The sequence below is a fragment of the Corallococcus sp. EGB genome, from assembly GCF_019968905.1.
Taxonomy (GTDB): domain Bacteria; phylum Myxococcota; class Myxococcia; order Myxococcales; family Myxococcaceae; genus Corallococcus.
Window position 1 is genome coordinate 5,542,984 of record NZ_CP079946.1, and the last position, 22,967, is coordinate 5,565,950.

At 70.5% G+C, this 22,967-nt stretch carries 7 protein-coding genes; 5 read left to right on the forward strand and 2 right to left on the reverse strand.

Annotated features, from left to right (window positions below; genetic code table 11):
• Nucleotides 1-12 precede the first annotated feature (12 nt).
• Genes KYK13_RS22800 through KYK13_RS22820 form a run of 5 tightly spaced genes read left to right on the forward strand, consistent with a single transcriptional unit; the run spans nucleotide 13 to nucleotide 20,324 of the window.
• On the forward strand, nucleotides 13-15,618 hold the full coding sequence (locus KYK13_RS22800; protein ID WP_223633129.1) for a non-ribosomal peptide synthase/polyketide synthase: 15,606 nt from the start codon (nucleotides 13-15) through the stop codon (nucleotides 15,616-15,618).
• Nucleotides 15,615-17,159, forward strand: a complete 1,545-nt coding sequence (locus KYK13_RS22805) for a hypothetical protein (protein ID WP_223633132.1) — start codon at nucleotides 15,615-15,617, stop codon at nucleotides 17,157-17,159. The genes KYK13_RS22800 and KYK13_RS22805 overlap by 4 nt, the downstream gene beginning before the upstream one ends.
• Nucleotides 17,160-18,485, forward strand: coding sequence for a glycosyltransferase (locus tag KYK13_RS22810; protein ID WP_223633135.1), 1,326 nt, complete (start codon nucleotides 17,160-17,162; stop codon nucleotides 18,483-18,485). It abuts the gene before it with no gap.
• Nucleotides 18,482-19,444: a biosynthetic peptidoglycan transglycosylase gene (locus KYK13_RS22815; RefSeq protein ID WP_223633137.1), complete on the forward strand. Its 963-nt coding sequence runs from the start codon at nucleotides 18,482-18,484 to the stop codon at nucleotides 19,442-19,444. Before KYK13_RS22810 ends, KYK13_RS22815 begins: the two co-directional genes overlap by 4 nt.
• Nucleotides 19,445-19,472: 28 nt before the next feature.
• Nucleotides 19,473-20,324, forward strand: a complete 852-nt coding sequence (locus KYK13_RS22820; RefSeq protein ID WP_223633140.1) for an aspartyl/asparaginyl beta-hydroxylase domain-containing protein — start codon at nucleotides 19,473-19,475, stop codon at nucleotides 20,322-20,324.
• Between the two features lie 20 nt (nucleotides 20,325-20,344).
• Here the strand turns inward: KYK13_RS22820 and KYK13_RS22825 are convergent, their stop codons facing one another.
• Nucleotides 20,345-21,592 (reverse strand): threonine synthase, encoded by a 1,248-nt coding sequence (locus KYK13_RS22825; RefSeq protein ID WP_223633143.1) that lies wholly within the window; start codon nucleotides 21,590-21,592, stop codon nucleotides 20,345-20,347.
• A 4-nt stretch (nucleotides 21,593-21,596) separates the two neighbouring features.
• On the reverse strand, nucleotides 21,597-22,814 hold the full coding sequence (locus KYK13_RS22830; RefSeq protein ID WP_223633145.1) for a DUF1015 domain-containing protein: 1,218 nt from the start codon (nucleotides 22,812-22,814) through the stop codon (nucleotides 21,597-21,599).
• Nucleotides 22,815-22,967: the final 153 nt, after the last annotated feature.

Here is a 22,967-nt window from a genome sequence, read left to right on the forward strand (position 1 = left end):
CCGACCGAGCCCATGAGCGACATTCGCAACCGGATTGCCCACCTTCCTCCCGACAAGCGCGAGCAACTGTTGCGCAAGATGGCTGAACGGCAGCAGGCCTCCGGCACGCCGAAGAACGACCTCGCACCGGCCCCGCGGCCCGCGCGCGCGGCGTCAGAGCCGTCGCCGTTGTCCTTCGCCCAGCAGCGGCTTTGGTTCCTGGATCAACTGGAGCCCGGGACGACGCTGTTCAACCTTCCGGCCGCGTTCCGTCTGCGCGGGCCGCTGGACGTGACCGCCCTGGAGCGCGCCTTCAACGCGCTCGTGGAGCGCCACGAGTCGCTGCGCACGCGCTTCATGGAACAGGATGGCCAGCCCATGCAGGTGGCGGAGCCATCGCTGACGCTCGCGCTGGTGCCGGAGGACCTGGGGGGCCTGCCACCGGAGCAGCGAGAGTCCGAGACGCGCCAGCGGATGGCGGAGGAGGCGCGGAGGCCGTTCGACCTGACGCGCGGACCGCTGGTGCGCACCCGGCTGCTGCGGCTGTCGCAGGAGGAGCACGTCCTGCTCCTGACGATGCACCACATCGTCTCCGACGGCTGGTCCATTGAGGTGCTGATCCGCGAGGTGGGCCTCTTCTACGAGGCCTTCTTCGCGGGCACCGCGCCCGCGCTCCCGGCGCTGCCGTGGCAGTACGCGGACTTCGCGCGCCAGCAGCAGCAGGGACGCGAGGGCGAGGCGCTGCGGCGTCAACTGGACTACTGGAAGAAGCGGTTGAGCGGCGCGCCGCAGGTGCTGGAGCTGCCCACGGACTGGCCGCGTCCGGCGGTGCAGACATTCCAGGGGGCGGAGCTGTTCGTGGACCTGCCCGCCTCGCTGGTGGAACAACTCAAGGTGCTGGGCCGGCGTAGCGGCGCCACGCTCTACATGGTGCTGCTCGCGGCCTTCCAGACCGTGCTGCACCGGTACTCGGGGCAGGACGAGATCTGCGTGGGCACCCCCAGCGCAGGCCGGAACCAGGCCGAGGTGGAAGGGCTCATCGGTTTCTTCCTCAACACGCTGGTGCTGCGCACGGACCTGTCCGGGGATCCCACGTTCGTCGAGCTGCTGGGCCGGGTGCGTGAGGCGGCGACGGGCGCGTTCGACCATCAGGACGTTCCCTTCGAGAAGCTGGTGGAGGAACTACAGCCCCGGCGGAGCCTGAGCTACACGCCGCTGTTCCAGGTGATGCTCATCCTACAGAAGCCGCAGGGCAGGCCCCGATTGGGAGGCCTGGCGCTGGAGGCCATCAAGAGCAACGCGGGCCGGTCGATGTTCGACCTCACCTTGTCGCTGGTGGAGGTGGAGCGAGGCGGGCTCGTCGGTCACGTGGAGTACAGCACCGACCTGTTCGAGGAGGCGACCATCGCGCGGCTCACCCAGCACCTGCGCACCGTGCTGGAGGCCGTCGTCGCTCGCCCCGAGTCGTCCCTGGCCTCACTGCCCCTGATGCCCGAGGCCGAGCAGCGTCAGGTGCTCCTCGACTTCAATCGCACCGACGTCGACGTGCCTCTCGACGTCTGCTTCCACCACCTCTTCGAGGCCCAGGCAGACCGCGCTCCCGACGCGCTCGCCGTCCGCGACGCTTCGTCCTCTCTCACCTACCGCGCCCTCGACGCCCGCTCCAACCGCCTCGCCCACCTCCTCGTCGCCTCCGGCCTCCAGCCCGACTCCCTCGTCGCCTTGCTGGCCCCTCGCGGCTGCGACTTCCTCACTTCCACCCTTGGCGTCCTCAAGGCCGGCGCGGCCTGGCTGCCCCTCGACCCACTCCACCCGCCTCAGCGCCTCGCCCAGATTCTCTCCCTCAGCCGCGCCCCCTTCCTCCTCGTCGCGGACGCCCTCACCCCTCTGCTGGAGTCCGCCCTCGCGCTGCTGCCCGAGTCCTCCCGCCCTCGCGTCCTTTCGCTGGAAGCCTCTCTGCGCTCGGACGTCCCTTCCTCCCGGCTCGCTTCGCGCTCCTCCCCCTCCCACCTCGCCTACGTCATCTTCACCTCCGGCTCCACCGGCACCCCCAAGGGCGCCATGGTCGAGCAGCGCGGCATGCTCAACCACCTGCATGCCAAGGTGCTCGCCCTCGGACTCGGCCCCAAGGACGTCGTCGCCCAGACGGCCTCCCAGTGCTTCGACATCTCCGTCTGGCAGTCCTTCGTCGCCCTGCTCGTCGGCGGCCAGACGCTCGTGCTGGGTGACGACATCGCCCACTCGCCTTCCGCACTCCTCCACTCACTCGAGGCCCACGCTGTCTCCATTGTCGAGTCCGTCCCCTCCCTGCTGAGTGCCTTGCTCGACGAGGCCGACTCTCACCAGCCTTCGCGCCCTCCCCTCTCCCACCTGCGTTTCATGCTCCCCACAGGTGAGGCGCTCCCCGCCGAAACCGCTCGCCGCTGGCTTCTCGCCTGGCCCTCCATTCCCCTCGTCAACGCCTACGGCCCCACCGAGTGCTCTGACGACGTCACCCACGCCCTCCTCTCCTCACCTCCCCCCTCCTCCGTCGTCCCCATTGGCCGCCCCGTCTGCAACACCCGCCTCTACGTCCTCGACTCCCTCCTGCGCCCCTGCCCCGTCGGCATTCCCGGCGAGCTCTTCGTCGCGGGCACCGGCGTCGGCCGCGGCTACCTCTTCGACCCCTCTCGCTCCGCCTCGTCCTTCATCCCGGACCCCTTCTCCTCCTCTCCCGGGGCTCGCCTCTACCGCACGGGCGACCGTGTCCGCTGGCTTCACGACGGCTCCCTCGACTTCCTCGGCCGCATCGACTTCCAGGTGAAGCTGCGCGGCTTCCGCATCGAGTTGGGTGAAATCGAAGCCTCACTCCGCCGCCTGCACGCCGTGCGCGACGTCGTCGTCCTCGTCCGCAGCGACTCTCCTGGCGACTCTCGCCTCGTCGCCTACCTCTGCCCTCGTCCCGGTACTCCTCTCGACGTCTCCGACGTCCGCACCTCCCTCGCCTCGCACCTGCCTGACTACATGGTGCCCTCCGCCTTCGTGCTGCTCGACGCTCTGCCCCTCTCTTCCAACGGCAAGGTGGACCGCAAGGCCCTCCCTCCTCCCGAAGCCGACGCCTCGCGCGCCTCCTCCTTCGTTCCTCCTCGCACCCGCACCGAAGCCCTCCTCTGCGGCCTCTTCGCTCGCCTGCTTCGCATCCCGCGCGTCGGCATCCACGACGACTTCTTCGCCCTCGGCGGCCACTCCCTCCTCGCCACCCGGCTCGTCGCCCACGTGCGCGAAGTCCTTGGCCTTGAGTTGCCCCTTCGCGCCCTCTTCGACGCCTCCTCTCCCGCACTCCTCTCCCACCGCCTCGACTCCCTTCGCGACTCCTCCTTCTCCTCCACCGCGCCCCCTCTTCGCCCCGTCCACCGCGACGGCGCTCCTCTCCCTCTCTCCTTCGCCCAGCAGCGCCTCTGGTTCCTCGACCGCTGGCAGCCCCTCAGCGCCTTCTACAATGTCCCCTCCGCGCTCCGCCTCCTCGGTCCTCTCCACCTCCCTGCGCTTCAGTCCGCCTTCGATGCCCTGATCCAACGTCACGAATCCCTGCGCACCACCTTCGATTCCACGGAGGACGAACCCCACCAGGTCATCCACCCGGCACGGCCCATCCCCATCCCGGTCATCGACCTGAGCAGCCTGCCTGCCACGGACCGGATGCCCGAAGCACGCAGGCGCGCCGACGCGGAGGCGCAGCGGCCCTTCGATCTCTCAGTGGGGCCGCTCCTGCGGCTCACGTTGTTGCGGCTGGAGGAGCAGGAGCACGTGCTCCTTGGTGTGATGCACCACATCGTCTCGGATGATCGTTCCATCCAGGTGCTGATCCGCGAGCTGGCCTCGCTCTATGACGCCTTCCAGCGGGGGCAGCCGTCGCCACTTCCGCCGCTGCCGGTGCAGTACGCGGACTACGCCATGTGGCAGCGCTCCTGGCTCCAGGGCGACGTGCTCGACGTGCGGCTCGGCTGGTGGCGTCAGCAGCTCGACGGGATGCCCCAGGCGCTGGAGCTTCCCACGGACCGGCCACGCCCCGCGCACCAGGGCTACCGGGGCGCCGTGAGCGAGCACCGGCTTCCGCGCGCCCTCTCCGACTCCCTGCGCGCCTTCCATCGCCGCGAGGGCGTCACGCCCTTCATGACGCTGCTGGCGGCGCTCCAGGCGCTGCTGCACCGCTACTCTGGTCAGGAGGACTTCGCGCTCGGCACGCCCGTGGAGGGCCGCGAGCAGCAGGGGCTGGAAGGGCTCATTGGCTTCTTCATCAACACCGTGGTCCTGCGCGCGCGGCCACGGCCGGGGCTCTCCTTCCGGGAGCTGCTCGCCCAGGCGCGCGAGTCCACGCTCGGCGCGCTCGCGCACCAGGACGTGCCCTTCGAGAAGCTCGTGGAAGCGCTCCAGCCGAAGCGCGACCCCAGCCGCTCGCCGCTCTTCCAGGTGATGATCATATACCAGCAGGGGCTGGAGCTCACCGGCGCGATGCCGGGCCTCACCCTGCTCCCGCTGGAGGTCGAGGGCCGCACCGCCCGCTTCGACCTGTCGCTGGCCTTCACCGACCACCCCGAAGGGCTGGGCCTCTCTTTCGAATACAACACCGACCTCTATGACACGGCGACGGTGGCCCGGATGGCCGGCCACCTACAGGAGCTGCTCGCCGGCATCGTGGCGCGGCCGGAGGCGCTCCTCTCGGAACTGCCGCTGCTGACGCCCGCCGAGCGCCAGACACTGCTCGTGACGTGGAACGACACCAGTGCTCCGGCCCAGACCGAGGCGAGGCTGCACGAGCTCGTGGAGGCACAGGTGGACCGCGCGCCGGACGCGCCCGCGGTCACGCTCGAAGACCAGCGACTCACGTACCGGGAGCTGGACACCCGTGCCAACCAGCTCGCGCACCATCTGCGCTCGCTGGGCGTGGGCCCCGAGGTGCCGGTGGCAGTGTGCCTGGAGCGCTCGTTGGAGATGGTGGTGGGCCTGCTCGCCATCCTCAAGGCAGGCGGTGCCTGGGTGCCGATGGATCCCTCGTACCCGGCCGAGCGCCTGGCCTTCATGCTGGGGGACGCCAAAGCCCCGGTGCTCCTCACCCAGGAGCGCCTGAAGCCCGCGCTGCCCGCGACCTCCGGGCGCGTGGTGTGCCTCGACTCGGCATGGGACGCCATCGCGCGCGAGCCCACGCAGCGGCCTCGCGTGGCCGTCGCGCCCGAGGGCGCCGCGTACATCATCTACACATCGGGCTCCACCGGCCGGCCCAAGGGCGCGCTCAACACCCACGCCGCGATCCACAACCGGCTGGCGTGGATGCAGTCCGCCTATTCGCTGACGCCCGGCGACGCGGTCCTGCAGAAGACGCCGTTCGGGTTTGACGTCTCCGTGTGGGAGTTCTTCTGGCCGCTGATGACCGGCGCGCGGCTGGTGATGGCGCGTCCCGGGGGCCATCAGGACGCGGCCTACCTGGCGAGCATCATCGCCAGGGAGCGCATCACCACGCTGCACTTCGTGCCGTCCATGCTCCAGCTCTTCCTGGAGCAGCCGGGACTGGAGTCCTGCGCCGCCCTGCGCTGCATCTTCTCCAGCGGCGAAGCGCTGCCCGCGGACCTCGCGCAGCGCTGCCTGGAGCGGCTGCCTGCGCGGCTGTTCAACCTCTACGGCCCCACGGAGGCGGCCGTCGACGTGACCCACTGGACGTGCGAGCGCGGAGACCCGTCACGCATGGTCCCCATCGGCCGGCCCATCACGAACCTGCGCCTGCACATCCTCGACGCGGCGCTGCGCCCCGTGCCCACGGGCATCCCGGGCGAGCTCTACATTGGAGGCCTGGGCCTGGCGCGCGGCTATCACCACCGGCCGGAGCTCACCGCCGAGCGCTTCGTGCCGGATCCCGTAGGCACACGGCCCGGCGAGCGCCTCTACCGGACGGGCGACATGGCGCGCTACCGGCCTGATGGAGCCATCGAGTACCTGGGCCGCGCCGACTTCCAGGTGAAGCTGCGCGGCTTCCGCATCGAGCTGGGCGAAATCGAAGCCTTCCTCGGCCAGCACGCCACCGTGCGCGAGGCGGTGGTGGTGGCGCGTGAGGATGAGCCGGGCGACCGGCGTCTGGTGGCCTACGTGGTGCCTGGAGCCAACCACGAGGTCGACCCGGCCGCGCTGCGCCAACACCTCCAGCAGCGCCTGCCCGAATACATGGTGCCCGCGGCCTTCGTCGTGATGCCCGCGCTGCCGCTCTCCGCCAACGGCAAGCTGGAGCGCCGGGCCTTGCCCGCGCCCACGACCGCGCTGGACGCGACGCGCGCCTACGCACCGCCCAGGACCCGCACCGAGCAGCTGCTGTGCAGCCTCTTCGCGCGCGCGCTCCGGCTGGAGCGCGTGGGCCCACACGACGACTTCTTCGCGCTCGGCGGCCACTCCCTGCTCGCGACCCGACTGGTGGCGCGCGTGCATGAGGCCTTTGGCGTGGAGCTGCCCCTGCGCGCCTTCTTCGACGCGCCCACGGTCGCAAAGCTCGCCGTCCTGGTGGACGCGCGGGCTCTCCACGAAGGCGCCACGCCGGCCCCTCGCCCCGTGCCACGCGACGGGGTGCTGCCCCTGTCCTTCGCCCAGCAGCGCCTGTGGTTCCTGGAGCAGTGGCAGCCCGGAAGCCCGCTCTACAACATCCCCGCCGCCCTGGAGCTGGGGGGCACGCTGGACGTGGGCCTGCTGGAGCGTTGCTTCCAGGAGCTCGTCCGGCGCCACGAGCCGCTGCGCACGACGTTCCTCCAGGGCGAGCACGGCGGTGAACAGCGCGTGCATGCGGAGGCCACCGCGACCCTCACCGTGCTGGACCTGGAGCCGCTGCCCGCGACGGAGCGCGAAGCGGAGGCGCGCAGGCTCGCCATCGAGGAGGCGCACCGGCCCTTCGACCTTGCCCGCGGGCCCGTGATGCGCGTGGCGCTGCTGCGCCTGGAACCCCAGCGCCATGTGCTGCTCCTGACGCTGCACCACATCGTCTCCGATGGCTGGTCGATGGAGGTGCTCCTGCGCGAGCTGGCCGTGCTCCACGACGCCTTCCTTCGCGGGGAGCCGTCACCCTTGCCGCCGCTGGCTGTGCAGTACGCGGACTACGCCGTGTGGCAGCGCTCCTGGCTCCAGGGCGATGTGCTCGACGCGCAGCTCGGCTGGTGGCGCCAGCAGCTCGATGGGATGCCCCGGGCGCTGGAGCTGCCCACGGACCGGCCACGCCCCGCGCTCGCCACGACCCGGGGGGCGGTGGCCACGCGCCGGCTGCCGCGCGACCTGTCGGACGCCCTGCGCACCTTCCACCGCCGCGAGGGCGTCACGCCCTTCACCACGTATCTGGCGGCGCTCCAGGCGCTGCTGTACCGCTACTCCGGCCAGAGCGACCTGGCCGTGGGCACGCCCGTGTCCGGCCGAGGGCGACCGGAGCTGGAAGGGCTCATCGGCCTCTTCATCAACACGCTGGTGCTGCGGGCCCGCATCGACGGGGCGCTTGCGTTCCGCGAGCTGCTCGCCCGGGCGCGCGAGGCGGTGCTGGGCGCCTTCTCCCACCAGGACGTGCCCTTCGAGCGGCTGGTGGAGGCGCTCCAACCGGAGCGCGACCTGAGCCGCACGCCGCTCTTCCAGGTGATGCTCGTCCACCAGCACGGCCTGGAGCTGGAGCGGGCCCTGCCGGGGCTGACGCTGCGCCCGCTGGCGGTGGAGGGGCGCACCGCCAAGTTCGACCTCACCCTCTACGTCACCGACGGCGAGCAGGGACAGGAGCTGGCGCTGGAGCACAACGCCGACCTCTTTGATCCAGCCACCGCGGCGCGGCTGCTGGGACACCTGGAGGTGCTGCTGCGCGACGTCACCGTCCACCCGGAGCGGCGCGTGGCGGAGCTGACGCTGCTCACCGAGGCCGAGCGCCACCAGCACCTGGTGGAGTGGAACACCCCGCGCGAGGGCTTCGCGCACGGCCCCACCCTGCACCAGCGCTTCGAGGCGCAGGTGGCCCGCACGCCGGACGCCCTCGCCGCCACCTGGGGTGAGCAGCACCTCACCTACCGGCAGCTGGACGCGCGCGCCAACCAGGTCGCGTGGCGCCTGCGCCGTCGGGGGGTGGGGCCGGAGACGCTCGTCGGGCTGTGCGTGGAGCGCTCGCTGGAGATGGTGGTGGGTCTGCTCGCCATCCTCAAGGCGGGCGGCGCCTACGTCCCCATGGATCCGTCGTACCCGGCGGAGCGGCTGGCCTTCATGCTGGAAGACACCCGGGTCCCGGTGCTCGTCACCCAGACTTCGCTCCAGGGAGCGCTGCCGGCGCATGGCGCCCACGTGGTGCTCCTGGATGACAGCAGCCTCGAAGCGGAGCCCGTCCACGCCCCCGACGCGGGCGTGGCTCCGGAGCACCTGGCGTACGTCATCTACACCTCCGGCTCCACGGGCCGGCCCAAGGGCGTGCAGCTGGCGCACGAACAGGTGGTACGGCTGATGACCGCCACGGAGGCCTGGTACGGCTTCGACGCGCGGGACGTGTGGACGTTCTTCCACTCATACGCGTTCGACTTCTCCGTCTGGGAGTTGTGGGGCGCGCTGCTGTACGGCGGACGCGTGGTGGTGGTGCCCTACTGGGTGAGCCGCTCGCCGGAGAGCTTCCTGTCGCTGCTGCGCCGCGAACGGGTGACGGTGCTCAACCAGACGCCCTCCGCGTTCCGGCAGCTGCTCCACGCGGACGCGACCTCGGACGAGCCCGGCGCGCTGTCCCTGCGCTACGTGATCTTCGGCGGCGAGGCCCTGGAGTTCGCCAGCCTGCGCCCCTGGTTCGCGAGGCATGGGGACGCACGGCCCCAGCTGATCAACATGTACGGCATCACCGAGACGACGGTGCACGTCACCTACCGGGTGCTGCGCACGGAGGACGCGCAAGGGGGCTCGGGAAGCATCGTGGGCGTGCCCATCCCGGACCTGCAGACCTTCGTCCTGGACGCGCGTCTTCAGCCCCAGCCCGTGGGCATCCCGGGCGAGCTGTATGTGGGAGGCCCCGGCCTGGCCCGTGGATATCTCCACCGTCCGGAGCTGACGGCGGAGCGCTTCGTGCCGCACCCCTTCGCCACGCGCCCCGGCGAGCGCCTCTACAAAACGGGGGACCTGGCGCGCATGCGCGCCGACGGGCAACTGGAGTACCTGGGCCGCACGGACCTGCAGGTGAAGATCCGAGGCTTCCGCATCGAGCTGGGCGAGATTGAAACCGCGCTGGCCCGGCACCCCTCCGTACGCGAAGCAGTGGTCGTGGCGCGCGAGGACGCACCCGGCGGCAAGCGGCTGGTGGGCTATGTGACGCCGGCTGCAGGCCAGACGCCCGACATGGAGGCGCTCAGGCAGCACCTCCAGCAGCGGCTGCCGGACTACATGGTGCCCGCGGCGCTCGTCACGCTGGAGTCGTTGCCGCTCACGTCCAACGGCAAGGTGGACCGCCGCGCGCTGCCCGCGCCAGAGCTGGAGCGCTCGGCGGGGACACCCTTCGTGGCGCCCCGGACGGAGGTGGAGCAGCGGCTGGCGGAAATCTGGGCGAAGGTGTTGCGGCGGGAGAAGGTGGGCCTGCACGACAACTTCTTCGCGCTGGGCGGAGACTCCATCGTCAGCCTGCAGATCATCGCCCGCGCGCACCGCGTGGGTCTGCGCCTCACGCCCCGGCAGCTCTTCCAGCACCCGACGATCGCGGAGCTCGCGCCGTTGGTGGTGCCGGCGGACGTGCCCACGGGCGAGCAGGGGCCGGTGGTGGGCCCGGTGCCGCTCACGCCCATCCAGCGCTGGTTCTTGGAGCGGGAGCTGAGGGCACCGCACCACAACAATCAGGCCATGGTGCTGGAGCTGCGCGAACAGATGGAAGGACCGCTCTTGGAAGCGGCGCTGGGCCACCTGCTTTCGCACCACGACGCGCTGCGACTGCGCCTTACCCGGACGGCGGAGGGCTGGCGGCAGACGTGCGCCGCGCCGGGCTCCGGCGGAGTGTGGGTGCGGCGGGTGGACACGACGCGCATGGAGCAGGTCGCCGGGGAGTTGCAGCGCGGCCTGTCGCTGGAGGACGGCCCGCTGGTGGCGGCAGCGCTGGTGGATCCGTCGGACGTGAAGGCCGGACGCCTGTTGCTCGTCATCCACCATCTGGCGGTGGACGGCGTCTCCTGGCGCACGCTGCTGGAGGACCTGACCACGGTGTACCGGCAGCTCCAAGAAGGGCGCGAGGTGTCGCTGCCTCCCAAGAGCACGTCCTTCAAGGCGTGGGCGGAGCGGCTGGTGGCGCACGCCCATTCGCCGGCGGTGACGGCGGAGCTGCCCTTCTGGCTCGACGCATCCCGAGCGCGAGTGCGTCCGCTGCCCCGCGACGGCGCCGACCGTGACGACACCTTCGCGTCGGCACGGGGCGTGACGGTGTCACTGAGCGCGGAGGAGACCCGCTTGCTGTTGCAGGACGTGCCGGCCGCGTACCGGGCACGCATCGATGACGTGCTGCTCGCGGCGCTGATGCAGGCGTTGGCCGCCTGGACGGGCCAGCCGCGCCAGTTGGTGGACCTGGAGGGCCACGGCCGCGAGGACCTCTTCGACGACGTGGACCTGTCGCGCACGGTGGGCTGGTTCACGGCGCTGTACCCGGCGCTGCTGGAGGTCTCCGCGGAGGCCAGCCCGGGAGACGCGGTGCGCGCGGTGCGCGAGGCGCTGGCGAAGGTGCCAGGGCGCGGTCTGGGCTACGGCCTGTTGCGCTACCTGCGCGAGGACGAAGCGGCGAAGAGACTGCGCGCCCTGCCCGCCGCGGAAGTCAGCTTCAACTACCTGGGCCAGTTCGACATGGAGGCTCGCAGTGAAGCCCCCTTCGCGCTGGTGCGTGAGTCCGCGGGCCCCTCCATCGGCGAGTCGGAGCGCCGGCCCCACGCGCTGGAAGCGGGCGGCTACGTGCTCTCCGGCAGGATGGACCTCTTCGTCAGCTACAGCGAGGCCCTCCACTCCCACGCCACCATCCAGGCGCTCGCCACCGCCTGGGGCGACGCCCTGCGGAGGATCATCGCCGGCCGCTCCGGCACGGATGCGGAGCGACGCACCCCCGCCGACTTCCCGCTGGCCGGCCTCACCCCTGGCGCCCTGGAACGCATCCTCCAGACGGCGCCGCTCGCGCGGGACATCTACCCCCTGTCGCCCATGCAGCAGGGCATGCACTTCCATACGCTGTTCGAGCCCCAGGTGGGCATGTACCTGGAGCAGCTCACCTGGACCTTCCACGCGCCGCTGGACCGAGACGCCTTCCACCGCGCCATGGACCGGCTGGTCGAGCGCCAGCCGCTGCTGCGCACCGCGCTCTCGTGGGAGGAGCTGGCCCAGCCGCTCCAGGTGGTGAGCGCCCGCGCGACGCTCCCGTGGCTCGAATTGGACTGGCGAGGTGTATCCCCCGCGGAGCAGCGGACCCGGCTGGAGGACTTCCTGGCCCGTGATCGCGCCGAGGGCTTCGACCTCTCCCGGCCTCCGCTGATGAGGCTGACGCTCCTGCGCTTGGAGGAGGACGTCACGCGCATGGTGTGGACGTACCACCACGTGCTGCTGGACGGTTGGAGCCTGGGCCTGCTGTTCCAGGAGCTCTTCACCACCTACCAGGCGCTGCTGCGCGGCGAGCCTCTTCCGGAGCGGGCCCAGCCGCCATTCCGCGACTATGTGGCCTGGCTTCAGCGCCGGGACGACGCAAGCGCGGAGGCCTTCTGGCGCAAGTCGCTGCGAGGCTTCACCGAGCCAACACCGCTCCCCCTCGCCCGGCCCGTGAGTGCCGGCTCGGCGTCCCTCCCTCCCGGAGAGCGGGAGCTCCACCTGAGCGCGGAGCGCACCCTGGAGCTCCAGGCGTTCGCCCGCGACCACCAGCTCACGCTCAACACACTGGTGCAGGCGACGTGGGGACTGGTGCTCGGCCGCTGCGCGGGGAGGTCCGACGCCGTGTTCGGCACCACCGTCTCCGGCCGTCCACCGGAGCTGCCGGACGTGGAGTCCATGGTGGGTCTCTTCATCAACGCCCTGCCGGTGCGCGTAAGGCTGGATCCGGACGTGCCGGTGTTGCAGTGGCTGAAGGACCTTCAGGCATGGCAGGCGGAGATGCGTCAGCACGAGCACAGCCCGCTGGTGAAGGTGCAGGCCTGGAGCGAGCTGTCGCGCGGCTCGTCCCTCTTCGACAGCTTCCTCGTCTTCGAGAACTACCCGGTGGACACGTCCGTCATCGAGCGAGGCAGCGCCCTGGCGATCCGCGACGTGAGCTTCCTGGAGCGCATCAACTACCCGCTCGCGGCGATGGTCATCCCCGACCGCCGGCTGCTCCTGCGGCTGGGGTATGACCCGGCGCGATTCAGCGCGGAGGCCATTGATCAGCTCCTGGCCCACTGGAGCACCGCGCTGGAGGCGGTGCTCGCCTCACCCACGCAGCGGCTGGGCGCGCTATCGCTGTTCACGGAAGAGGCACGGCGCCAGGTGCTGGTGGAGTGGAACGCCAGCGATGTGGCCTTCCCCCGGGACCTGCTCGTCCACCAGCTCTTCGAGGCCCAGGCGGCCCGCACTCCGGATGCTCCCGCGCTCGCCGCTGGCGACGACACGCTCTGCTTCCAGCAGCTCGACGCCCGCGCCAATCAGCTCGCCTGGTACCTGCGCTCCTTCGGCGTCGGCCCCGAGACCCGCGTCGCGCTCTGCCTCGAGCACTCCTTCGACCTCGTCGTCTCCATGCTCGCCGTCCTCAAGGCCGGCGGCGCGTGGGTCCCCCTGGATCCGAGCCTCCCATCGGACCGCCTCGCCTTCATGCTCGCCGACTCCGGTGCCCCGGTGGTCCTCACCCAGGAGCATCTGGCGGAGGAGTTGCCTGCGCACGGCGGGGTGCTGGTGTGCGTGGACTCGGATTGGAATCAGGTGGCCTCGCGCTCCACCCAGCCGCCTCCCCCTCGCGCGCTGCCTGACTCCCTCGCCTACGTCATCTACACCTCCGGCTCCACCGGCAGGCCCAAGGGCACCCTCCTCACCCATCGCGGCCTCGCCAACACCGCCCTCGCCGCCGTTCGCGAGCACCGCTTCGACTCCTCCTCCCACGTCCTCCAGTTCGCCTCCATCGGCTTCGATGCCTGCGTCTGCGAAGTCTTCTCCTCCCTCCTCGCGGGCGCCTGCCTCCACCTCGCTCCGCGCGAGCTCCTCCTCCCGGGGCCTCCTCTCCACTCCCTGCTTCGCTCCCGCTCCATCTCCGCCGTCACCCTCACTCCCTCCGTCCTCGCTCAGCTCGACCCCTCGGGCCTCGACTCCCTTCGCACCGTCATCTCCGCAGGTGAGGCCCTCCCGCCCTCCGTCGCCTCTCGCTGGGCCCACCCCCTCCGCCTGCTGCTCAACGCCTACGGCCCCACCGAAGTCACCGTCTGCGCCTCCATCGAGTCGCGGCTGCTGCCCTCCCACCCCACCATCGGCGTCCCCTTCCCTAACGTCCGCCTCTTCGTCCTCGACTCCCTCCTGCGGCCGGTCCCCGTCGGCCTCCCTGGTGAGCTCTTCGTCTCCGGCCCGGGCCTCGCTCGCGGCTACCTCCACCACCCCTCGCTCACCGCGGAGAACTTCATCCCCCATCCGTTCTCCCACCTTCCCGGTGACCGCCTCTACCGCACCGGCGACCGCGTCCGCTGGCTGCCCTCCGGCCGCATCGAGTTCCTCGGCCGCATCGACTCCCAGCTGAAGCTGCGCGGCTTCCGCATCGAACCCTCCGAAGTCTCCGCCGTCCTCCGCGACCACCCCTCCCTCCTCGACGCCTTCACCCTCCTTCGCGAGGACTCTCCCTCCTCCCTCCGCCTCGTCTCCTACGTCGTCTCGCGCGACGAAGCCCCTGACGAGGCCCCGCTGCGCTCGCTGCTCAAGGCGCGCGTGCCGGAGTACATGGTGCCGGCGGCGTTCGTGTTCCTGGACGCGCTGCCCCTCACCGCCAGCGGCAAGGTGGACACGCGCGCACTGCCGGCCCCGGGCACTCCGCCCGCACGGGCAGCACTCCAGGTCGCTCCGCGCGACACGGTGGAAGAACTGCTCGCGACGCTGTGGGCGGAGCTCCTGGGAATGGAGCGCGTGGGCATCCACGACGACTTCTTCGACCTGGGCGGCCACTCGCTACTGGCCACGCAGCTGGTCGCGCGCCTGCGCGCCGTGTTCGACGTGGACGTGTCGCTGCAGGAACTGTTCGACCGCCCCACCGTGGCCCGTCTCGCGGATCGGCTCCGAGCGCCGCACAGCGGCTCACTCGCGAAGCCGCCTCCCATCACGCCGTCGTCGGAGGAGGGCGAAGTCCCCCTCTCCCACGCGCAGGCCGCCTACTGGTCTCCCGAGCGCATGGGCGCGGCGAGCGTCTACAACCAGGTGCTCACCCCCCTCCGCCTGGAAGGTCCCCTGGATGTGGAGGCCCTGCGGCAGTCCATTGAAGAGCTGGTGCGCCGCCATGAACCGCTGCGCACCACCTTCCCTACCGTGGACGGCCAGGCCGTGCAGCGCGTGGCCCCTCCTGCGAAGTGGGGGCTCCCCGTGGAGGACCTCCGCCCCCTGCCCTCGGACATGCGTGAGCAGGCGCTGATGGCGCGGCTGAAGGAAGAAGGCTGGCGCCCATTCAACATGGAGCAGGGGCCGCTGATGCGCACGCGCCTCTTCCGCGTCGCGGACGACCGCCACGTCCTCATGCTCGCCGTCCACCACGCCCTCACCGACCAGGTGTCCGGCGAAGTGATGCTGCGCGAGCTGACGGCGCTCTATCCCTCGTTCCGGGACGAACAGCCCTCGCCACTGCCTGAGCTGCCCGTGAGCTACCGCGACTACACGCGCTGGCAGCGCGAGTGGCTGCGCGGTGACGTGCTGGATCACCACCGAGGCTGGTGGAGCCGCCGGCTGGAGAAGCCACTACCGCCATCGCTGCCACTGGATCGTCCGCGTCCCGAAACCGGCACCTTCCACAAGGGCAGCCACGGCTTCACGCTCGCGCCCGCGCTGTCCGCACGGTTCCACTCGCTGGCCCGGCGCGAGAGCGTCACTCCCTTCCTCCTGGGGCTGGCGGCCTTCAAGACCTTCCTCGCGAGGACGGTCCAGTGCGACGACACGGTGGTGGGCATCGTTCACGCCAACCGCCCACGCCCGGAGCTGGAGCCCCTGGTAGGCATGTTCGCCAGCTACCTGCTGCTGCGCACGGACCTGTCCGGCAACCCCTCGTTCCGCGAGGTCCTGCGGCGCGTGCGCGCCAGCTACCTGGAGTCCTCCGAGCACCAGGACCTGCCCCACGCCGAGTTGGTGTCACTGCTGCGTCCGGGCGCCGTGGATCGCCGTCCGCTGAGCCCGCTCGGCTACGTCTTCCACGCCTCCGCCGCGCCCACGGTCACCCTGGCCGGGTTGGAGATCCAGCCACTGGAGGCCGACCTGGGCTTGCTGCTCAACGACCTGCAACTGCTGCTGAAGGCTGGCCCGGAAGGACTCACGGGCCACCTGGAGTACCGGACCGAGCTCTTCGACGCGGCGACGGTCGCGCGGATGGCGGACGCATTCCAGGCGCTGTTGATGGAGGTGGTGGAGGAACCAGACCGGCCGCTGGCGTCGCTGTCACGGCCCCCTTCGGACTCGAAGCCACGGGAGGTCGCATGAGCATGAGGACCCGGCTGTACTTGGAGGCGGAGCCGTTCCAGAACGCCTCGGGCGCGATCAACGCCTGGGTGGAGGAGGAGCTGCGAGCGCTCGGCCACGAAGTGGAGCGCTTCAACCACCTCCATCCCAACGCGGGTGACTCCGGCATCCCGGTGGCCAACGCGCGGCGGGTGCTCGCCCTGCATTCCCGGCCCGCCGCCGACCTGGCCATCTACTGCGACCTGGGCCTGGGCATCCGCGCGCCCAGCCGTGAGCTGGCACGGCGGACGCTCGTGTTGTTTCACGGCCTCCACGGCCATCCGACGACGTGGCTGGGCAACCCGCTCATCGACCTGTACGGGGCGCTGTCGCCGTACATGCACGACACCCTCACGTCGCTGCTGCTGACCCCCGACTGGTCCGGGCGGCGGTGTCTGGATCCGCGCGGGGCCGCGAACGTGGGAACGCTCGTGCCGTTCCTGCCGTGCCTGGAGGCGCCCGATGGCGAGAGCCGCCTTCAGGGCGTCGAGCTGCCCCGGGCCGTGCAGGAGGCACTGGAGCGTGGCGAGGTGCTGGGCCACGCCATCCAGCCCGGCAAGGCGGACTGGCCGGCGGTCTGCGCCATCCTCCTGGGTCTGCGCACGCATGCCCGCGAGCACGGCCGTCCCCCCGTGCGGCTGGTGGTGGCCGCACAGGACTTCGCGCTGCTGCAACACGTGATCCGCTTCGGCTTCCCCTTCCCGGCCCACGCGCTCGCGCAGGCACTCCAGGCCGCGGACACGACGCTGGAGGATCTGCTGCTGCCCGTCCCACACCTGAGCCAGCCCGCGCTCTTCCGGCTCTTTCGCGAGGCGCGCTTCGGGCTCTCGTACAACGTCACCCCGGAGCCGTTCGGGATGTACGTGCTGGAGTCCGTGCTCAACGGCTGTCCCGTCTACACCAACGGGGCGGGCAACAACCGCCACGCGCTCCCGCCGCGCCATGGCATCCACGTCCACGAGACCGAGGCGATGGCCGCCGGCGCCCCGGACGCCTACGCCTCAATCGCGGCCCGCATCTTCCAGGACGTGCTCGCGCCAGCGCCCGTACGGGAGGCCTGCCAGCGAGGCGCGGCGCTCATCCGCCGCACCTTCACCCGCGCCGCCTTCTCGTCCGGCTTCCGCGCGGGCCTCGCCCGGCTGGAGTCGGACGCGGCGCGGCCGGGCTGCGCGTTCGAGGACCTGGTGGTGAGGCTGAGCCCCACCGTGCGCAAGCTCGACGCGCCCAGCGGGCGCTTCCGCTCCGACTACCGCGATGATCAGCTGGGCGAGGAGGAACAGGCGTTGCTGCCACAGGTGCTGGGCAAGTCCGCGGGCGACGTCCTCCGCGCGGACACCCGGCTGACGCCACTGGAGGCGCTCTTCGACAAGGGCGTGCTGTCGCTCACGCCTCCGGAGTCCGCGCGTCCCCCGCGCTCCACCCTGGGCGCGTGGGCCTGGTACCCGCCGGACGCCACCTTCCTGGAGCCGTCCCTGCTGCGCGACTCCGACCCGCGCCAATCGCCCCTTCTTCCCGGTGCCTGAATGTCCACCATCCTCTTCGTCCCCCTGCCCGAACGCGGGCACGTCAATCCCACGTTCAAGCTGGCCCGCGCGCTCCAGAAGCGAGGACACCGCATCATCTACTGCAGCCTCCGTGACACGGAGGACTTCATCCGCGCCGAGGGCTTTGACTTCGAGTGCCTCTTCGAGTCCCTCTACCCGAAGGGCTTCCAGGCCCGGAGCAAGGCGCAGCTCGGCACGCTGAGCGGCCTGTCCAAGCTGGTGTTCCTGCGCGACATGGCCCGCCGGCAGACACAGATGCTGGAGGCGCTGCTCCAGGGCGAGTTCGACGCGATCGTCGCGCGGACACGCCCGGACCTGGGAGTCGTCGACATCCTGTTGCCGGAGCCGTTCCTCGTCCTCCATGGTCACCGGGTCCCGACGGTGACGCTGAGCACGAGCATCCCCCTGCGCTGGGAGCCTCGGACGCCCCCGACCACTTCGGGGCTCATCCCCGACGAGGGCCTCCCCACGCTCGTCCGGAACACCATGGACTGGGGACGCATCCTGCTCGACGCGAAGCTGGGCGCGCTGGGCAGTTGGGTGGGCCTGGAGCCGGACGCGATGAAGTTCCGGCGCGCGCTCGCGCGCAAGCATGGCTACCCGGTGTCGAGCCTGGACTTCGGTGGCCGCGTCACAGGCGCGCATGAGCCCTTGCTCGTGCCCTGCCCGCGGGAGTTCGTGGAGTTCCGCGGCGCGAAGCGCTCGACCGGCCTGCACCATACGGGGCCCTGCATCGACCTGGAGCGCAAGGAGCCGGACTTCCCCTGGGAGCGCCTCGAAGAGGACCGCCCACTGGTGGTGTGCTCACTGGGGACGATGGTCAACCAGGCGGATCAGGCCCGCCGCTTCCACCACTCCGTCGCCCAGGCGGCCCGCCAGCGCCCGGGCTGGCAGTTCGTGGTCGCCACCAACCAGTGGATGGAGGAGCCCCAGGGAGGAACGCCAGCCAACCTCGTGTCCGTGAAGCACGTGCCGCAGCTGCGGATGCTCCGACGCGCGACAGCGATGGTGACCCACGGCGGCTTCAACAGCATCAAGGAATGCATCTACTTCGGCGTGCCCATGCTGGTGCTGCCGGTCCAATGGGACCAACCCGGCGTGGCCGCGCGGGTCGCTCACCACGGGCTGGGCGTACGCGCCAGCATCGACACGCTGACTCCGGACCTCCTCCTCCAGCAGCTCGAGGAGCTCATCGGCAGGCCCGCGTACCGCGGCGCCCTGGAGCGGATGCAGTCGTGCTTCCAGGCCGCAGAACAGGAGCAGGCGCTGGCCGGGTCCCTCGAACAACACCTGGTCCGGGCGTGACGGCTCGACCGCGATGGACGACGTGGTGGGGGCGGACCGCGCTCGTCCTGGGCCTGGGCGGCCTGGGCGTGGCGGGCGCGTCTTTCGCGGTGGCCGCGGTCCAGGCTCCCTCCACCGCGCAGGTCGCACGTCTCGCGGAAGAGGCACCGCGGCGCACGAGCTACATGCAACAGGCCGTGCTCGAAGAGCGGCTGGACGCGGAGCACGCATTGGAGTGGGTGGACCTGAACGATCTGTCCCCCCGCGTCCTCTGCGCGGTGGTGATGGCGGAGGATCCCATCTTCTTCCGGCACCATGGCTTCAACTACGGCCTGATGCTCTCCGCGCTGGTCAGCCAGCTCCAGGGAAGGACCATTGGCAGCAGCACGCTGTCCCAGCAACTGGCGCGCAACCTCTACCTGGGCCCCGAACAGACGCTGTCACGCAAGCTGCGCGAGGCCGTCATCGCCGAGCGGTTGGAAGAGACGCTGGGCAAGCGCCGCATCCTCGAGCTCTACATCAACGTCGCCGAGTGGGGCCCCAGGGTCTGGGGCCTCGCGCAGGCCAGCCAGCACTACTGGGGCAAGCCCCCGACGCAGCTCACCGTCTTCGAGGCGGTGTTCCTGGCCTCGCTGCTGCCAGCGCCCTCGCGTCCGCTGGTGGACGACAACCTGGAGCGGTCCGCCTTCATCCAGCGCATCGTCCTGGACGTGCTCCACGGCGCCACGGTGATCAACGCGGACGAGTGGCGTCTGTCCCACCAACGCCTGGAGGGAATCTACCGGGCGCTGCATGCGAGCATGCCGCTGCACGAGGCGCTGGCGTTGCCCGTCGAGGACGCGCTGGCGCTACCTCCGGGGCCCGCCCAGTCCCAACCCGACATGTCCAGCCTCCAGCCGTCGCCGCCCATCCCCGAAGAGCAATTGCTCGCGGAGCAATGTGGCCTGGAGCGGGCCGAAGCGCACTTCGGCCCCTTCTAGCCCTCCAACCCTCTCCAGAAAGCCAGACATGGAAGACACCCACAGCTCCTCCAGCACCGGGAACCCCATCCCCCCGCGCCCCTCGGGTCTGCGCGAGGGGCTGAAACAACAGGCACGGGAGTTGGCCGGCACGGCGCTCACGCACGGGGCCCTCTTCACGGCCAGGCAGGTCACCCAGGCCATCCACAAGCGGCCGGAGGCGAGCCACACCTTCTTCGACCCCTCGGGGTTTCCGTTCGCCGCCCGCATGGAGCGCGACTGGAGGGTCATCCGCGAGGAATTGGACGCGGTGATGCGAGGGGTGGATCTGGTCCCCAACTTCCAGGACCTGATGCCGGAGCAGCGCGAGCTGACCACGGATGATCGCTGGAAGACGTTCGTCTTCTACGGCTACGGCGTGAAGTTCGAGGACAACTGCCGCCGGTGTCCGCGGACGACGCGCCTCTTGGAGAGCATCCCGGGCATGACGAGCGCCATGTTCTCCATCCTCCGGGGCCGCAAGCACATCCCCCCGCACTCAGGGCACTACAAGGGCGTGCTGCGCTACCACCTGGGTCTGCTGGTCCCCGAACCCGCGGACGCGTGTCACATCCGCGTGGGCGACAAGACGGCCTCCTGGCGCGAAGGGCAGAGCCTCATCTTCGACGACACCCACGACCATGAGGTGCGCAAGGACAACGACGGGGACCGCGTGGTGCTCTTCGTGGACTTCCTGAGGCCGCTGCCGCCGGTGTTGTCCGGCCTCAACCGGACGGTGGTGAAGCTCATCAGCCTGTCGCCCTACATCACCCGAAGCGAGCAGAACGCACGGAAGTGGGAGGACTACTTTGGCGAGGAGTTCGACCTCGTGCGCAATCCCCCGTCCGGCAAGCGGGACTGAGCCCGAGGCCCAAGGCAATCTCAGATCAACTGGCGTGCCCTGAGGACCGCCTCCAGGGCCGTCGTGTCCTCGGGCAGGTCAATAGGCTGGGCGGAGGCCTGGGTCGCGCTCCGGATGTCCTTGAGCCCATTGCCGGTGATGACGACGAGCGCGGACTCGTCGCGCCCCACGATTCCCTGCTCCACCGCGCGGCGCAGCCCCGCGACAGCACAAGCCCCCGCGGGCTCGGCGAAGACGGCCGCGAGCTGGGCAGTCCTCCGCATCGCCTCCAGGATGCTCGCGTCGTCCACCGCGATCATGGCGCCCCGCGACTCGCGGATGGCACGCAATGCCTTGCGCCAGTTGCGCGGCTGTCCCACCGCGATGGAATCCGCGAGGGTCCGGGCCTCCACCGGACGGATGGATCCCTGCGGTCGGAGGTATTCGTCCACCAGGGGCGCGGCCTCCCGAGCCTGGACGCCGAGCATGCGCGGCAGCCGGGAGATGAACCCCAGTCGGTGCATCTCCCACAGCCCCTTCCAGGCGCCGGCCAGGGTGCAGCCATCTCCCACGGAGAAGACCACCCAGTCTGGCAATGCCTCTGCGAGCTGCTCCGCCAGCTCCAGCCCGACGGTCTTCTTGCCCTCGATGAGGTAGGGATTCACCGCGCAGTTGCGGTTGTACCAACCGAAGCGCGCACAAGCGTCCTGACAGACCGCGTAGGCTTCGTCGTACGAGCCCTTCACGCGCAGGACGGTGCCTCCAAAGACAAGGACCTGCGTCACCTTGGGCTCGGGCGTGCGCTCCGGGACGAAGATGACGCTCTTCAAGCCCAGGGCCGCGGAGAACCCCGCGAGCGAAGCGGCCGCGTTGCCGGCCGAGGCACAGGCGATGACCCGGCTCCCCTGCTCGCGAGCCTTGAGGACGCCGACGGCGCTCGCGCGGTCCTTGAAGGACGCCGTGGGGTTGCGGCCTTCGTCCTTCACCTTCAACGCCCTCACGCCCACCGCGGCCGCCAGCCGTGGCGCGTCGTAGGCGGGCGTCATCCCGACCTGGAGATGAGGCAATTCCCGGGTCCCGTCCACCGGAAGCAGCTCCAGGTAGCGCCACTGGTTCGCCGCGCGGGAGCGCAGCGACTCCCGGGTGAGCGTCCGCGCCACGGCGGCGTAGTCAAACTCGAGGTCCAAGATGCCTTCGATGCCACACCCAGGGCAGGTGGAGACACCTTGCGTGCCGTAGTGGCTGCCGCAGCGCACACAGGTCGCCCGGACCAGATGCTCAAGAGCCATGGGTTCAGAACAGGTGCAGCACGAGGCCGCTGCGCAGCTTCGGTTCGAACCAGGTGGACTTGGGCGGCATGATCTCCCCCGCGTCCGCGATGGCCATCAACTGATCCAGGCTCGTCGGATGGAGCGAAAAAGCCACGCGCCATTCGCCCGAGTCCACCAGGCGCTCCAGCTCCGCCGTGCCCCGGATGCCCCCCACGAACTGGATGCGCTCGTCCTTGCGAGGGTCCTGGATGCCCAGCAGCGCTCCCAGCACGTTGTTCTGGAGGATGCTCACGTCCAGCGCCTCCGTTGGCGTGGCGCCAAAAGTGCCCGGCCTGGCGGTGAGCTGATGCCAGCCGCCCTCCAGATACATGCCGAACTGGTGCGGACGGTCCTCTCGCTCCGAGGACGCGCGCGACACCTCGAACCGCTCACACAACCGAGCCAGGAAGGCCTCCGGCGTCAGCCCGTTCAGGTCCTTCACCACGCGGTTGTAGGCGAGGATCTGCATCTGATCGTGCGGGAAGACCACGGCGAGGAAGCGGCCATGGCCTCCACCCTCACCGCGCTGGCTGCGCAGCGAATGGACTCGCGAGGCCGCCGCCGAGCGGTGGTGTCCATCCGCGATATAGAGCATCGGCACGTCGTGGAACGCCGCCGTGAGCCGTGCGTTGAGCGTCCCATCCACCCGCCAGAAGGTGTGGCCAATGCCATCCTCGGTGGTGAAGTCATACTGGGGCCGTGCGCGCGTTCCCTCCGCCATCAGCGCGCCAATGGACGGCACCGCGCGGTACGTGAGGAACACCGGTTCGTCATTGCCCCCGAGCGTGTCGATGTGCCGGGTGCGATCGTCCTCCTTGTCCGAGCGTGTCAGCTCATGCTTCCGGATGAGGCCCTGGTCGTAGTCGGCGACGCGGGCCAGGGCGACGACGCCCGTCTGCTCGTGTGAGCCCATGCGCTGCCGGTACAGGTAGAAGCACGGCGCGTCGTCCTGTCGCAGCCAGCCTTCGGAGATGAAGCGCTCCAGGTTGCGCCGGCCCTCCGCGTGGACGGCGTCCGAGTGCTCATCCGTACCCGGCGGCAGACCAATCTCCGGCCGCGAGACATGGAAGAAGCTGCGCGGGTTGCCCTCGGCGTAGGCGCGCGCCTCCGCCGTGTTCACCACGTCGTAGGGGGGCGTGCACAGCGTCTGGCCCAGCGCCTCGACGGGACGGACCCCACGGAACGGCTGCAGGTCGGCCACGGGTGTCGCTCCTGGTTGGAAGCCTGCTTTGTAGGCTGGAAAAGAATATCGAGCAAACAACGGATAGGCGGTGACATGCACGCGTCGTTTCGCGCGCGGGAGCTGTCGTCCCTGATCCGGAGTCACGGTCGCCATCCGCTCGTCCGCTTGCCC